The organism is Falsirhodobacter xinxiangensis (assembly GCF_004959935.1).
In the GTDB taxonomy this organism is placed as follows: domain Bacteria; phylum Pseudomonadota; class Alphaproteobacteria; order Rhodobacterales; family Rhodobacteraceae; genus Falsirhodobacter; species Falsirhodobacter xinxiangensis.
Genome location: NZ_SMYN01000025.1, coordinates 18,682 through 31,827, shown reverse-complemented (window position 1 = coordinate 31,827; position 13,146 = coordinate 18,682). Strand labels below are relative to the sequence as shown.

17 protein-coding genes and 1 tRNA gene are annotated in these 13,146 nt (G+C 63.7%); 13 read left to right on the top strand and 5 right to left on the bottom strand.

What is annotated here, in order from left to right; translation table 11 throughout:
- Positions 1-244: hypothetical protein (locus E2K76_RS20475; protein ID WP_169053384.1), on the top strand; the 244-nt coding region annotated here is incomplete at its 5' end.
- A gap of 41 nt (positions 245-285) precedes the next feature.
- On the opposite strand, the gene E2K76_RS18380 is transcribed toward E2K76_RS20475, so the two are convergent.
- Both E2K76_RS18380 and E2K76_RS20470 read right to left on the bottom strand, forming a co-directional pair.
- Entirely contained in the window at positions 286-792 is a 507-nt protein-coding gene (locus E2K76_RS18380; protein WP_169053383.1) for a VPLPA-CTERM sorting domain-containing protein, read from the bottom strand.
- 73 nt (positions 793-865) lie between these two features.
- Positions 866-1,036, bottom strand: a complete 171-nt coding sequence (locus tag E2K76_RS20470; protein ID WP_169053382.1) for a hypothetical protein — start codon at positions 1,034-1,036, stop codon at positions 866-868.
- Positions 1,037-1,359: 323 nt separating this feature from the next.
- Here E2K76_RS20470 and E2K76_RS18375 point away from each other — a divergent pair, with 323 nt between their 5' ends.
- A complete protein-coding gene (locus tag E2K76_RS18375; RefSeq protein ID WP_220432300.1) occupies positions 1,360-2,040 on the top strand; it encodes a carboxypeptidase in 681 nt (226 codons plus the stop codon).
- Between the two features lies 1 nt (position 2,041).
- Positions 2,042-2,257 carry a hypothetical protein gene (locus E2K76_RS18370; RefSeq protein WP_136685900.1) on the top strand — a complete coding sequence of 72 codons (216 nt, stop codon included), beginning with the start codon at positions 2,042-2,044 and terminating at the stop codon, positions 2,255-2,257.
- A 191-nt stretch (positions 2,258-2,448) separates the two neighbouring features.
- Here E2K76_RS18370 and E2K76_RS18365 read toward each other — a convergent pair whose 3' ends face one another.
- Positions 2,449-3,042, bottom strand: coding sequence for an HNH endonuclease (locus E2K76_RS18365; protein ID WP_136685899.1), 594 nt, complete (start codon positions 3,040-3,042; stop codon positions 2,449-2,451).
- A 236-nt stretch (positions 3,043-3,278) separates the two neighbouring features.
- Positions 3,279-3,926, bottom strand: a complete 648-nt coding sequence (locus E2K76_RS18360; RefSeq protein ID WP_136685898.1) for an SOS response-associated peptidase family protein — start codon at positions 3,924-3,926, stop codon at positions 3,279-3,281.
- A gap of 101 nt (positions 3,927-4,027) precedes the next feature.
- On the opposite strand from E2K76_RS18360, the gene E2K76_RS18355 reads away from it, so the two are divergent.
- Both E2K76_RS18355 and E2K76_RS20665 read left to right on the top strand, forming a co-directional pair.
- On the top strand, positions 4,028-4,237 hold the full coding sequence (locus tag E2K76_RS18355) for a hypothetical protein (protein WP_136685897.1): 210 nt from the start codon (positions 4,028-4,030) through the stop codon (positions 4,235-4,237).
- A gap of 75 nt (positions 4,238-4,312) precedes the next feature.
- A complete protein-coding gene (locus E2K76_RS20665) occupies positions 4,313-4,561 on the top strand; it encodes a hypothetical protein (RefSeq protein WP_246033020.1) in 249 nt (82 codons plus the stop codon).
- A gap of 75 nt (positions 4,562-4,636) precedes the next feature.
- Here E2K76_RS20665 and E2K76_RS18345 read toward each other — a convergent pair.
- Positions 4,637-4,720 (bottom strand) — tRNA-Leu (locus E2K76_RS18345).
- Positions 4,721-4,828: 108 nt separating this feature from the next.
- On the opposite strand from E2K76_RS18345, the gene E2K76_RS18340 reads away from it, so the two are divergent.
- The 8 genes from E2K76_RS18340 (at position 4,829) to E2K76_RS18305 (ending at position 13,081) form a co-directional block, all read left to right on the top strand.
- A complete protein-coding gene (locus E2K76_RS18340) occupies positions 4,829-5,530 on the top strand; it encodes a CoA transferase subunit A (RefSeq protein ID WP_136685895.1) in 702 nt (233 codons plus the stop codon).
- 1 nt (position 5,531) lies between these two features.
- Entirely contained in the window at positions 5,532-6,155 is a 624-nt protein-coding gene (locus E2K76_RS18335) for a CoA transferase subunit B (protein ID WP_136685894.1), read from the top strand.
- 141 nt (positions 6,156-6,296) lie between these two features.
- Entirely contained in the window at positions 6,297-7,868 is a 1,572-nt protein-coding gene (locus tag E2K76_RS18330; RefSeq protein ID WP_136685893.1) for a peptide ABC transporter substrate-binding protein, read from the top strand.
- A 1-nt stretch (position 7,869) separates the two neighbouring features.
- Positions 7,870-8,793: an ABC transporter permease subunit gene (locus E2K76_RS18325; protein WP_136685892.1), complete on the top strand. Its 924-nt coding sequence runs from the start codon at positions 7,870-7,872 to the stop codon at positions 8,791-8,793.
- Complete coding sequence (locus tag E2K76_RS18320; protein ID WP_136685891.1) at positions 8,786-9,874, top strand: ABC transporter permease; 1,089 nt, start codon at positions 8,786-8,788, stop codon at positions 9,872-9,874. The genes E2K76_RS18325 and E2K76_RS18320 overlap by 8 nt, the downstream gene beginning before the upstream one ends.
- Entirely contained in the window at positions 9,875-11,458 is a 1,584-nt protein-coding gene (locus E2K76_RS18315) for an ABC transporter ATP-binding protein (RefSeq protein WP_136685890.1), read from the top strand.
- A 76-nt stretch (positions 11,459-11,534) separates the two neighbouring features.
- The gene (locus E2K76_RS18310) at positions 11,535-11,795 is read left to right on the top strand and encodes a spike base protein, RCAP_Rcc01079 family (RefSeq protein ID WP_136685889.1); all 261 of its coding nucleotides are present in this window, start codon (positions 11,535-11,537) and stop codon (positions 11,793-11,795) included.
- Positions 11,795-13,081: a hypothetical protein gene (locus E2K76_RS18305; protein WP_136685888.1), complete on the top strand. Its 1,287-nt coding sequence runs from the start codon at positions 11,795-11,797 to the stop codon at positions 13,079-13,081. Before E2K76_RS18310 ends, E2K76_RS18305 begins: the two co-directional genes overlap by 1 nt.
- The last annotated feature ends 65 nt before the right edge of the window (positions 13,082-13,146 follow it).

Here is a 13,146-nt window from a genome sequence, read left to right as displayed (position 1 = left end):
CAACGTCACGACCATGATCGAGGACAGCAGCGGCAAGGCCACGATTGCCCCCGACAACTTCACGTTTGGCACCAGTCTGAACGGGCTGTTCGCAGGCATCTCCGACGCGGATGGCACCGGGGGCGACGAGCCGGAGGATTACCGCTTGGCGCCGGGATCGAGCGTGCCGGCCGCGCTGGTCGCGCCATGGCTGGAGGATACGATTGCCGTCCTCCGGGCGACACTGGATGAGGTCGGGCGCTGATGTAGGTGAGGGGCGGGAATACCGCCCCCCCTCCCGTCAGTTCACCGGCGGCGAAGGCGCATCGCGCCGAACCCGGCCAGACCTGTCAGCATCAGCAGTGCCGACGCGGGAAGCGGAACAGGTGCTGGCGCGTCTACCTCTTTGGCCGTCCAATAGCCGGACGCGATCACGTCGCTATCCCACTCCAGGTTGATGTAATAGCCGACCAGATCGATGTCGAAGTAGTGCGTGTAACCTGCGTCATCGAGGCTGCCGAAAATCTCGACAATTTGACCGTACTCGTCCGTCGTCAAGGAGACCTGAGCGCCTGCATTGACGGCCGTCGGAAAAGGTTCGGAGAGCAGGGGTGCGGGTAGCTCGGTAGAGTCGGACCACATCACGTTGAAGGACTGATTGATGAGCGAGGGGAGATCAACGGTGAACCCGGCTCCCAAGATACCGCAGTTGACGGTGACGCATCCTGTCTGAACAAAAGAGAAGTCATATACTGCGGCATCAGCCGCGCCCGCCGCTAGCGCCATCGCGCTCGCCGCCAAAAGCGTCTTCATCGTCAATCTCCAAAAATAGTTAACGGCGGCACGATGGCCGCCGATCACGATTCTGACAATAGAGGTATGGCGCTTAGTTTGTCGCGCCGGCAGGGGGATCGGTTGGGTCCACATCGATCGCGCCAGAGTCGTCGGCATTTCGAAGGTTCAGCCCGACAAAGATGACAAGGAAGATAGCGGCGGCGATCGCAACGATGACGATGCCAGCTTTCTTAGGGTTCTTCGGTTTTTGATAGTCGCTCATGGGCTTGTCCTGTCTGTGTGGCGTACGCGGCGAAGGTGACCGGGAAGGCCCTTCGCCGCGCTCGCCACCGACATGGGGTCTTTCGGCACGCGAGACCCATTCAACCGCCCAATCCGCGTTCCGTTCCGACAACTCGGCAGGGTGTCTAGAGCGCGGTGCACCCGGCAATCGCTTCGCGGTTGGGACGACCTAGGACGAAGCGGCACTCATACGGCAACTACCCCGGGCACCGGGGGTAATTGGACATCATCCGTCAGCAAACAAGCTTTCCACGCCGCACAAGCGCACGCCCGCCGATGGCGGGCTTTTTCATGAGAGGAACTATGAGCATCAACCTCACGCTGGGGCACACCCAGCTGATCCGAAACGAATGCGCGCTGCGCGGGCTGACCCGGCAGCAGACGGCCTATGTGCTGGCCACCGCCTTCTGGGAGGGCGGGCGCAAGATGGTGCCGGTGGAGGAGAACCTGCGTTATACCGCCGAGCGCATCCGGCAGGTCTGGCCGACGCGGTTCGCATCGGTGGCCGAGGCGCGGCCCTACGCCAGCAATCCGCAGGGGCTGGCAAACAGGGTCTATGGCGGGCGCATGGGGAACACCCTCGCGAACGATGGTTGGACCTATCGTGGCCGGGGGCACGTCCAGATCACGGGCCGGGACAACTACGTCCGCGCCGGGGCCGCGCTGGGCATTGACCTGATCACGAAGCCCGACCGCGCGCTGGAGCCGGATATTGCCGCGCAGATCCTCGTGCTTGGCATGCAGAAGGGCTGGTTCACCGGCAAGAAGCTGTCCGATTTCATCGGGTCAACTGTCGATTACCGCGGGGCGCGCCGGATCGTGAATGGCACCGACAGCGCGGACGAGATCGCCTCGCTGGCCCGCCAGTATGAGACGGCGCTGTCCGTCCAACCTGAGCCGGTGCGCCCGCCCAAGCCCGCGCCGAAACCCACCCTGTGGGATGCGCTGGCCTCCATCTTCAACCGCATCTTCAAAGGAGCCTGACATGCACATCAACCCGGCAATCGTGAGGGTGATCCTGAGGTATCTCGCTGGCGCGCTCGTCAGCTATGGCGTCGTCTCGGCGGGGGCGGCCGATACCCTGTCGAACGATCCCGTCGTCATCGAGGCGGCGACGGCCGTGGCGGGCCTGATCCTCGGCGCGGCGACCGAATGGTATTACGCGCGTGCCAAGCGCACTGGCGATGCGAGGAAGCTGTGATGCTGGGCGGGCTTGAGGCGCTGCTGGGCGGCGCTGTCGTGGCGCTGGCCAGCGTGATCATTGCCTATTTCCGCGGCAAGAGTGCTGGGAAGCGGTCCCAGAAGGACCGTGCCGCCCATGACTATCAACGAACGATGGAGGGAGCCGCCAATGCGGATGTTGCTCGTGATGCTGATGATGCTCGCACTTGGCTAGGCAAGAGGCCCCCGAGAAGCAGATAGAGAAAAATCCCCTTGAATCCTCTCTGCTGCGACGTTGTAGGCACGGCCTGCTTCCTCCGCAGTATCAAAATATCCAAGATGGATTTTTTTTCCTTCGGTGCAGATGGATGCGATGAATCGACGGTTCCGCCTGTGGAATGAGACACCCTTTATGCCAAGCGCCGAGCTGACGCGAGATTTCGTATTCATCTGGCTTTGAACAGCGCTTGCTAGGCGAAGGTTCGAAAGACGGTTGTCGTGCCCGTCACCGTTGATGTGGTCGATGTATAAATCAGGCCACTCTCCATAGCTCCATGCCCATGCAACTCGATGCTTCATATATTTCCGGCCAAACACCGCGCCTTGTAGGTGGCCTTTGCCATTCGAAATGTTGAAGCATTCGGAGCCAGCAAACCGCTTGTTCCACTTGTCCGCGTTAGCCTTGCGGTAGCTATCAAAGCGTCCATTGCGACCGGCATCGCTGAAAAGGGATGCATCTCGGGCCTTCCAATACATCCTTCCGGTATCCGGTTCGTAATCGATTAGAACTCTGAATGCGTCGATAATCTTCGGATCTAGCTTCATGATCACAACCCCTTAAACACTAAGGAAATCTAGTGGATGCGAGTATGTATATCAATAGCAGCACTGTATATACTTTCAAGCTGCGCGCCCGTGAACCTAACCGCCGGTGACGCGCTCTGCGATGCAACCCGCGCGGACCGGGCGGCACATGCAGCGGCGCTGGCAGATGAGGGCAGCGATCGCGTGGTTCTCACGGGTCAGGCGCTGATTGCGCGGATCGATGCAGGATGTGGTGCTTAGATCAGTCGAGCTTGCACCGCGTGGGCGTGAAGCAGGTGGCTCGCGAGTGGCCTTTGCAGTTGACGGGCATCGGCCCATGGCTCGCTCAGCCATGTCTCCCACTCTGCGGGTTCCGTTAGAATGACGGGCATGGCCTTGGGGTGGATCGGCGCGACGACTTCGTTCGGCTCCGTCGTCAGGAATGCATAAAGGTCGTCGGTTGTCTCGCCATCCTTCAGCTTGCGGGTCGAGGTCCAGCGCGGGACGTGGATGCCGGCGAAGAAGGCGGGGCGGTCATCGGTTATCTCGAACCACGCGTTGCCCAGCCCTTTCCCTGCGGGTTCGGCGAAGCGGGTCAAGGGGACGAGGCATCTGTTCACGGGGCCGAGCCAGCGTCTCCAATGCGGCGATGAGGCGTTTCGGACATTCGTCACGCCGCGATCGATGCCGCTCTTGCTGTGAAACTGCGGCGGGGAGGGCAGACCCCACCGGGCCATGACAAACTCCAGCACGCCGCCCTCGGCGTTTCGCACTATGGGCGCTTGCTGGTCAGGGTAAATCTCAGGCAGGGGCGGCAGGTTGCCCAGCCGATCAATGACCTCGCGCGACGGGAAGAGGGCGCGCATCGCCTCTTGCCCCCGGGTGCTGCTGTATAGGTTGCACATGAGTTATCCCCTGATTCCTTGCAGCCTAGCACAATGGGCCGGGTTTCAGAATCATCAGGTGTTCTGTAAATGTTCTCATTCTGCGGAATGGAGAACGCGTCATGGCCTTTTTCACCTTCACCTGTCGAAACCCCGGCTGCCGCTGTGCAAAGCGCGTGGCGCTGGAGGATATCCCGGACACATTCTGGCAGGGTGGCTATCGCAATCCCGGCTTCTTCGACCGGACCTTGTGCAAGCGGTGCGGCGTCGATCGCCCGGAGGTTCTGGTGATGGAAGGCGACGGGCACGCAGCGGTGCTCCAGTTCGCTTAAGCCGATCCAATGCCGGAAGTCCCGTCCCGAAACCGTTTCAACAACCGGAATATCGGCACCTGCGCCGGAGACGGCATGATGATGGTCATGCGTTGCAACGGGTGTCGCCGCGAGGTGCGGTATTGGGCTGCGGATCTTCTGAAGGTGCTGGACTTTTTCCACGAGGCCCATGTCCCACCTTGGCCGTGCAGCCGGTGCCGGACGATCGAATTCATGACGATGCGATGGCTGCTGCCGTCAGCCGCGGATCTGCAAGCGGGGATCATCGTCCGGCGCCCGGTTCGGCAGGTGACGAAGTGGGTCTGGCAGAATGAGAAGACGTGACGCGGAGGCCAAGTGCCCCACGCCCTATCTTCGTGGGGCATGCCGATCAACAATCACTGGTATCTCGATGTGCTTTGGTGCCCGCGGCCGGACTCGAACCGGCATGGCCGAAGCCGAAGGATTTTAAGTCCTCTGTGTCTACCATTTCACCACGCGGGCACGCTGCCTGTTTGCCGCTTGCCGCCGGGTAATTCAAGCGGCGACAGATTGACAGGGCGGGGCGCGCCGCCCCTAATGCTGCAACTGCATCGTAAACGGGGGGGAGAGATGAAGAAGATCTACGGCTCGGCATCCGAGGCGCTGGACGGGGCGCTGTTCGACGGGATGCTGATCGCGGCGGGCGGCTTCGGGCTTTGCGGCATCCCGGAACTGCTGATTGATGCGATCCGGGCGGCGGGGACGAAGGATCTGACCATCGCGTCCAACAATGCGGGCGTGGACGGCTTCGGTCTGGGCGTTCTGCTGGGCACGCGGCAGGTGAAGAAGATGATCTCCTCCTATGTCGGTGAGAATGCCGAGTTCATGCGGCAATATCTGTCGGGCGAGCTGGAGCTGGAATTCAACCCGCAGGGCACCTTGGCCGAACGGATGCGGGCGGGGGGCGCGGGCATTCCGGGGTTCTATACCAAGACCGGCGTCGGCACCGTCATTGCGGAGGGCAAGGACCACAAGGAGTTCGACGGACAGACCTATATCCTCGAACGCGGGATCGTGGCGGACCTGTCGATCGTCAAGGCGTGGAAGGCGGACGAGACAGGCAACCTCATCTTCCGCAAGACGGCGCGCAATTTCAATCCGCCCGCGGCGATGTGCGGCAAGCTCTGCGTCGCCGAGGTGGAGGAGATCGTGCCGGTCGGCAGCCTCGACCCGGATCACATCCATTTGCCGGGCATCTATGTCCATCGCATCGTGCAGGGCCAGCACGAGAAACGCATCGAACAGCGCACCGTTCGTCAGAGGGAGGCGTAACATGTGGGACCGCAACCAGATCGCCGCCCGCGCCGCGCAGGAATTGCAGGACGGCTGGTATGTGAACCTTGGCATCGGCATTCCGACACTGGTCGCCAACTACATCCCCGAAGGGGTGGAGGTGACGCTGCAATCGGAAAACGGGATGCTGGGCATGGGGCCGTTCCCCTATGAGGGCGAGGAAGACCCCGACCTGATCAACGCGGGCAAGCAGACCATTACCGAACTGCCGAAGACCGCCTATTTCGATTCGGCCACCAGCTTCGGCATGATCCGCGGCGGCAAGATCGCGATGGCGATCCTTGGCGCGATGGAAGTGTCGGAACAGGGGGATCTGGCCAACTGGATGATCCCCGGCAAGCTGGTGAAGGGCATGGGCGGGGCGATGGACCTCGTGGCCGGGGTGGGGCGCGTCGTTGTCGTGATGGACCATACGAACAAGGCAGGCGAGTCCAAGGTCCTGCGCGAATGCACCCTCCCGCTGACCGGCAAGGCGGTGGTGGACCGCATCATCACGAACCTTGGCGTGCTTGACGTGACCCCCGGCGGGCTGCGGATCGTCGAACTGGCCGATGGCGTCACCGAAGACGAGCTTCGGGCCGCGACCGAGGCGACCATCGTCTGACAACCGATTGGGCGCGCGCGGAAATTTTGCCGTGCGCGCTGTTTTGACGCAGCGTCATATCTCGCATTCATACCCGCGCAGATTGACCACCGGAACCAAATGCCGTTCGGTTGGGGAAAAATTCCAACAGGAGGAAATGGCATGGCAACTGGATTCGGGATTGCCGCCGCAGCGTTGATGCTGTCGGCGGGCTTCGCATCGGCACAGGTCACGCTGAACCGTGGCAACGACACCGACCCCGCGACGCTGGACCATCATCGCACGTCCAGCGTGGCCGAGGGGCGCATCATGAAGGACCTGTATGACGGTCTGGTGATCCAGGACGCCAAGGGCGATGCGATCCCCGGCACCGCCGAATCGTGGGAGGTGTCCGAGGACGGGCTGACCTATACCTTCAAGCTGCGCGAGGATGCGAAGTGGTCGAACGGCGATCCGGTCACGGCACAGGATTTCGACTTCGCCTTCCGCCGGATCATGAACCCGGAAACGGCGGCGGGATATGCGTCGATGCTGTTCCCGATCAAGAATGCCGAGGCGGTGGCGACGGGCCAGATGCCGCTGGATGATCTGGGCGTGCGTGCCATCGACGATCGCACGCTGGAGATCACGCTGGGTGCGCCGACGCCCTATTTCATCGAACTTCTGACTCATCAGACCGGCCTGCCGCTGCACCGCGCGAGTGTCGAGGCGAATGGCGACCGTTACACCCAGCCCGGCACGATGGTCACGAACGGGGCCTACAAGCTGATCTCGTTCCAGCCCAACGACCGCATCGTGATGGAGAAGAACGAGCACTACTATGACGCGGAAAACGTCCAGATCGACACGATCAACTGGATTCCCTTCGAGGATCGCGCCACCTGTCTGCGCCGGTTCGAGGCGGGCGAAGTGCAGATCTGCTCCGACGTTCCGGGCGAACAGATGGATTACGTGCAGCAGAACCTGCCGGATCAGCTTCGCATCGCTCCGTATCTTGGCACCTATTACCTGCCCATCAAGGGGGCCGATGGCAGCCCGCTGAAGGACGCGCGGGTGCGGCAGGCGATTTCGCTGGTGATCGACCGGGAGTTTCTGGCGTCCGAGGTCTGGTCGGAAACCATGCTGCCGGGCTATTCGGTCGTGCCGCCGGGCATCGTGAACTATGTCGAAGGGGGCGTCACGCTGGATTACCCCGAAGACATGCTGGACCGCGAGGATCAGGCGCTGGCACTGCTGGAAGAAGCCGGCGTGACCGAGGGCAGCCTGTCGGTCGAGCTGCTGTATAACACGTCCGAAAACAACAAGAACACGATGGCGGCGGTGGCCGACATGCTGGGCAATATCGGCATAAACGCGACGCTGAACGAAACCGAGGGCGCGACCTACTTCAACTATCTGCGCGAGGGCGGGCCGTTCGACATCTCGCGCGCGGGATGGATCGGGGATTACAACGATCCGCAGAACTTCCTGTTCCTGTTCGGGTCCGAGGTGCGCTTCAACTATTCCCGCTGGGTCAGCCCGGAATATGACGCGATCATGGTTCGCGCAGCCGCGGAAACCGACCTTGCCGAACGCGCCAAGGTGCTGGCCGAGGCGGAGGCGCTGCTGCTTCAGGAAATGCCCATCGTGCCGATCCTCTATTATTCGTCGCGCGCGCTGGTGGCAGACAGCATCGGCGGATACGAGGACAACCTTATGGACGCGCACGCGACGCGTTGGCTGTCCGTCAACTGATATGCTGGGATACACATTGCGAAGGTTGGCCGGGGCGATCCCGACCATCTTCATCATCGTCACGCTGACCTTCTTTGCGATCAGGTTGGCGCCGGGCGGGCCGTTCGATCTGGAACGCCCGCTGGACCCGCTCATCATGGCGAACCTCGAACGTGCCTATAACCTCGATGCGCCTTTGTGGAAGCAATACCTGATCTACTTGGGCAACCTGATCCGCGGCGATCTGGGGCCAAGCTTCGCGCGGCGCGACTTTTCGGTGAACGATCTGTTTGCGGCGGGGTTGCCGGTGTCGATCATGCTGGGCGGCATGGCGCTTGGGCTGGCGGCGGTGCTGGGCACGTTCTTTGGCGCCATCGCGGCGCTACGGCAGAATTCGTGGATCGACACGGCCATCGTCGCGGTGGCGACGCTGGGGATCACGACGCCCAATTTCGTGATCGCGCCGCTGCTGAGCCTGTTCTTCGGCGTCGTGCTGGGCATCCTGCCCGCGGGCGGGTGGAGCAATGCCGACCCGAGTTTCTGGGTGCTGCCCATCGTGACGCTGGCGCTGCCGCAGGTGGCGGTCATCGCGCGGCTGGTGCGCGGCGCCACGGTCGAGGCGCTGCGGGCGAACCATGTCCGCACGGCGCGCGCCTATGGCCTTCCCGCACGGGTGGTCGTGGGCGTTCACGCGCTGCGGGCGGCGATGCTTCCGGCGGTGTCCTATCTGGGGCCGACAGCGGCGGCGTTGCTGACCGGATCGGTGGTGGTCGAGACGATCTTCGGCATCCCCGGCATCGGTCGGTATTTCGTGCAGGGCGCGCTGGGCCGCGATTACACGCTGGTCATGGGCACGGTCGTGGTGATCGCGGTCTTCGTCGTGCTGTTCAATCTGTTGGTGGACCTCTGTTACGCCTGGCTCGACCCGAGGGTCCGCTATGACTAGTCGTTCGCTTTGGCAGGATGCGTGGCTGCGGCTGCGCAAGAACCGCGCGGCGGTGGTCAGCGCCTTCGTGCTGGTCTTTCTGGGGCTGGTCGGAATCTTCGGGCCGATGCTGTCGCCGCACCCTTACGACCGAATCTATCAGCAATATGTGCGTGTTGCCCCCAGTCTGGAGGCCTATCCCCGGGCGGACGACATCCTTCCGGGGCTGGAGCGGGAGATGCGACGCGCCCGATTGACAGGGGGCGAGCCGGAGCTGTCCGGCAGCACGCTGTCGGTCGATCTCACCTCGGACGAGCCGATCGACGAACGGGTGCTGCGGTATTTCCAGCGGTCGGACCTGTTCTATGCGCCGAAGCTGGAACTGGCAGAAGGCGGGCTGACCGGCACGCTTTCGATGAATGTCGAGCGCAGCTATTTCCTTTTGGGGACCGACAACCTTGGGCGGGACATGCTGTCGCGCATCATGATCGGGGTGCGGATCTCGCTTGCCATCGGGCTTCTGGCCTCGGCGATGGCGCTGGTGCTGGGCGTCGCCTATGGCGCGATCTCGGGCTATCTGGGCGGGCGGGTGGACAGCGTGATGATGCGGATCGTGGATATCCTCTATTCGCTGCCGTTCATCTTCTTCGTGATCTTGCTGCTGGTGTTCTTTGGCCGAAGTCTGGTCATCATCTTCATCGCCATCGGCGCGACGGAGTGGCTGGACATGGCGCGGATCGTGCGCGGGCAGACGCTGTCGCTGAAACGCCGCGAATTCGTGCAGGCGGCCGAGGCTTTGGGCGCGACGCAGACCGGCATTCTGCGGCGGCACATCATCCCCAACGCGCTTGGGCCGGTGATCGTGTTCGTGACGCTGCTGGTACCCAAGGCGATCCTGCTGGAAAGCCTGCTGTCCTTCCTTGGCCTTGGGGTGGCGGACCCGATGACATCGCTTGGGCTGCTGATCTCGGAAGGGGCGGCGAACATGCGGGGGGCGACGTGGCAGTTGATCGGCCCTGCGGCGGTGCTGACGGTGATCCTGTTCGCGCTGAATTTTCTGGGTGACGGGCTGCGCGACAGCCTCGACCCGAAGGAGCGATAGATGGACCCCATTCTTTCCGTCCGCGATCTGCGGGTGACGTTCCAGACCAACGATGGTCCGGTGGATGCGGTGCGCGGCGTGGACTTCGATCTTCACGCCGGGCAGACGCTGGCTATCGTGGGCGAATCCGGGTCCGGCAAAAGCCAGACGACGATGGCGATGATGGGGCTTTTGGCCGCCAACGGTCAGGCCACGGGCAGCGTCCGGTATCGCGGGGCCGAGATTCTGGGGATCGGGGAACGCGCGCTCAACAAGGTGCGCGGCGACCGGATCACCATGATCTTTCAGGAACCGATGACCTCGCTCGATCCACTTTACAAGATTGGGCGACAGTTGGCGGAACCCCTGCGATACCATCGCGGCATGTCCGCCCGCACGGCGCGGCCCCGGATACTGGAACTGCTGCGGCTGGTGGGCATCCCAGATCCCGAACGGCGCATCGACAGCTATCCGCATGAGCTTTCGGGCGGGCAGCGCCAGCGGGTGATGATCGCCATGGCGCTGGCCTGCGACCCCGACATCCTGATCGCGGACGAGCCGACGACCGCACTGGACGTGACCATTCAGGCGCAGATCCTTGAACTGCTGGCCGATCTGCAAAAAAGGCTGGGGATGGCGATCGTGTTCATCACCCACGACCTTGGCATCGTGAAGCGGTTTGCCGACCATGTCGCCGTCATGCGCGGCGGCGAGGTGGTGGAGCAGGGGACGGCAGAGCGTGTCTTCGCGGCACCGGAGCATCCCTATACCCGGATGCTGCTGGATGCCGAGCCGGGGGGCACCAAGACACCCGTGCCGCAGGGGGCGCCCGAACTCCTGCGGGCCGAAGATCTGCGCGTGACCTTCGATCTAGGGCGGCGGCACCTGCTTCATGCGGTGGACGGCGTTTCGGTCGCGCTGCGCGAAGGGCAGACGGTCGGCATCGTGGGCGAAAGCGGATCGGGCAAATCGACGCTGGGTCGGGCGCTTCTGCGGCTTCAACCCTCGGAAGGGCGGGTGGTGTGGCTGGGCCGCGATCTGCCGACGGCGCGCGAGGCGATGCGCCCGCTGCGCCGCCAGATGCAGCTGGTGTTCCAGGACCCGTTCGGATCGCTGTCGCCGCGCATGACCGTGGGGCGCATCCTGTCCGAAGGTCTGCTGATCCACGAGCCGGGGCTGTCCGCCACCGAGCGCGCCGCCCGTGCCAGATCCGCGCTGGAGGAGGTGGGGCTGGGGCCGGAGATGCAGAACCGTTACCCGCACGAGTTTTCCGGCGGGCAAAGGCAACGCATCGCCATCGCCCGGACCATGATCCTGCGCCCGCGCCTGATCGTGCTGGACGAGCCGACGAGCGCCCTGGATCGTTCTGTGCAGAAACAGATCGTGACGCTGCTGCGCGATCTGCAACAGAAACACGGGCTGTCCTATCTGTTCATCAGTCACGATCTGGCGGTGGTGCGGGCGCTGTCGGATCATATCGTGGTGATGAAGGGCGGGCGTATCGTTGAACAGGGGGCGACGGCGGATGTGTTCGACCATCCGGCGCAGGATTATACCAGACGCCTGATGGCCGCCGCGCTGAACACCGAGCGGTTTCGCGCCTGACCTCCGAACGCATGGTTAACGCGTTGGACACGCGCCTTGACGTATTCCCGAACGCCAAGGCGCAAAGGAGGCCATCATGCCCGACCGTTTTCACACGCATTCCAAAGGCGTCACCGCCCCCGCGCTTGGCGCGATCGCGGTGACGCCATCCGACAGCACCGACCTGCCCGAAATGGTCCGCGCGGTGACGCTGGGCGGCGGTGGGACGCTGGGCTTCGTCGGCGGCGACGGGCAGACCTATGTGACCGGCGTCCTGCCCGCGGGAACCTATGCGGTCTTTGCGCGGCGCATCCGGGCCACCGGAACGACGGCCAGCGACATCACGGGCTGGATCTGATGCTGGGCATCGGGATCGGTGTGGGCCGGGGCGGCTTGCCGGTTGCGGCATATCTGCCGATGCCGGGGCTTTGGGCCGCGCCGACGATCACCTTCATCGGCGCCTCGCTGGAGGCGCAGGGCGCGGGCAACGGGCCGGAGGCGACGCCGCGAACCGCCCAATACGCCGCCGCGCTTGGGTTTGCCGGGGCGATCCGCAGCTATGCCGTGTCGGGCCAGCAGAATGACGGCATCCTTTCGCGCTATTACGCGGCGCGGGAGGGGAATGCCGGAACGGCGGGGCGGAACGTCTATATTGTCCATGCCAACGGCAACGACATCACCGCCAGCCGCCCGTTCCCGAATGCCGAAACCACGATCCGAGACAGCCAGCGCGCGATCTTTCAGGCCGTGGGCGGCGTGCCGGGGGATGTGCTGGCCCCGGTGCTGACCTCGAAACGGCTGTATGTCAGCGATCCGGTGGTGGCGCAGGGCGATTCTTCGACGGATGGCTTCGGATCGAAGCCCTATAACGACGCCGTGGCGTTGCCGTTGATGCGGCAGTATGCCCCCGCCTTTGTGCTGCCGAACGGCGAGGCGGCGCTGGACGGATACCGCGTGATCGAGCGGCACCCGTTTCTGCTGTCATCCGACGGCATCCATCTGGAGCCGAACCTGCGGTCGCGCTGGACGGAGATCCTGCTGGCGCTTTTGGCGGCGCGGGCCTTGGGGCGGCGCTATGACGACAGCCGGGCAGGGCGCTCGCTCGTGTTCCGCATGTTGGGCGGCAGCTGGAACCACCTTCCGGCGGCCGGCAAGCTGCGGAACGAGATCGTGGGCAGCGGCAACAGCTTTGCCGCGCGGTTCTGGGACGGGGATCTGGACCCGTTCGTGTCGGTCGGCCTTTCTTCGCCCGCCTTCGCGACCACGGGCAACGGGTCAGGCACCTTCGGGCGGCTGTCCGATCCGAGGTTCCGCGATGCGGCGACGATGACGGCGATGGCCTATGCCGAAGGGGGCGCGACGATCACGATGATCGTGCGCAACCTGACGCCGGGCGACCGGGTGCGGGTCAGTCTCGCTGCCTCGCGCGCGGCGAACGATACGATGCGGCGCGGACGCTATGTGCTGAACGGGGGCGAGGCGATCACCGTCAACGCCGCCAACAACGCGCCGACCAACCAAGGCAGCTTCGCCGCCGTCACCGTCCCGCCCAGTGGCGAGCTTGTGCTGACCGCGACGGGGGATGGGGCGGGGCAGATCGCCTATCTGAACGCCGTCGCGCTTGATTTCGAAAAGACGGCCTGACGGGCGCATCCGGGGCGGGGAGCGTCGCAAACGGACACGTCGCGACCCTTGCCCCGGTTACCCTT

Coding starts and splice junctions, on each gene's coding strand:
- E2K76_RS18310 (WP_136685889.1), top strand. CDS start 11,535: ATGCCCGACCGTTTTCACACGCATTCCAAAGGCGTCACCGCCCCCGCG.
- E2K76_RS18355 (WP_136685897.1), top strand. CDS start 4,028: ATGGCCTTTTTCACCTTCACCTGTCGAAACCCCGGCTGCCGCTGTGCA.
- E2K76_RS18340 (WP_136685895.1), top strand. CDS start 4,829: ATGAAGAAGATCTACGGCTCGGCATCCGAGGCGCTGGACGGGGCGCTG.
- E2K76_RS18365 (WP_136685899.1), bottom strand. CDS start 3,042: ATGAAGCTAGATCCGAAGATTATCGACGCATTCAGAGTTCTAATCGAT.
- E2K76_RS20470 (WP_169053382.1), bottom strand. CDS start 1,036: ATGAGCGACTATCAAAAACCGAAGAACCCTAAGAAAGCTGGCATCGTC.
- E2K76_RS18305 (WP_136685888.1), top strand. CDS start 11,795: ATGCTGGGCATCGGGATCGGTGTGGGCCGGGGCGGCTTGCCGGTTGCG.
- E2K76_RS18370 (WP_136685900.1), top strand. CDS start 2,042: ATGCACATCAACCCGGCAATCGTGAGGGTGATCCTGAGGTATCTCGCT.
- E2K76_RS20665 (WP_246033020.1), top strand. CDS start 4,313: ATGATGATGGTCATGCGTTGCAACGGGTGTCGCCGCGAGGTGCGGTAT.
- E2K76_RS18330 (WP_136685893.1), top strand. CDS start 6,297: ATGGCAACTGGATTCGGGATTGCCGCCGCAGCGTTGATGCTGTCGGCG.
- E2K76_RS18380 (WP_169053383.1), bottom strand. CDS start 792: ATGAAGACGCTTTTGGCGGCGAGCGCGATGGCGCTAGCGGCGGGCGCG.
- E2K76_RS18375 (WP_220432300.1), top strand. CDS start 1,360: ATGAGCATCAACCTCACGCTGGGGCACACCCAGCTGATCCGAAACGAA.
- E2K76_RS18325 (WP_136685892.1), top strand. CDS start 7,870: ATGCTGGGATACACATTGCGAAGGTTGGCCGGGGCGATCCCGACCATC.
- E2K76_RS18335 (WP_136685894.1), top strand. CDS start 5,532: ATGTGGGACCGCAACCAGATCGCCGCCCGCGCCGCGCAGGAATTGCAG.
- E2K76_RS18320 (WP_136685891.1), top strand. CDS start 8,786: ATGACTAGTCGTTCGCTTTGGCAGGATGCGTGGCTGCGGCTGCGCAAG.
- E2K76_RS18360 (WP_136685898.1), bottom strand. CDS start 3,926: ATGTGCAACCTATACAGCAGCACCCGGGGGCAAGAGGCGATGCGCGCC.
- E2K76_RS18315 (WP_136685890.1), top strand. CDS start 9,875: ATGGACCCCATTCTTTCCGTCCGCGATCTGCGGGTGACGTTCCAGACC.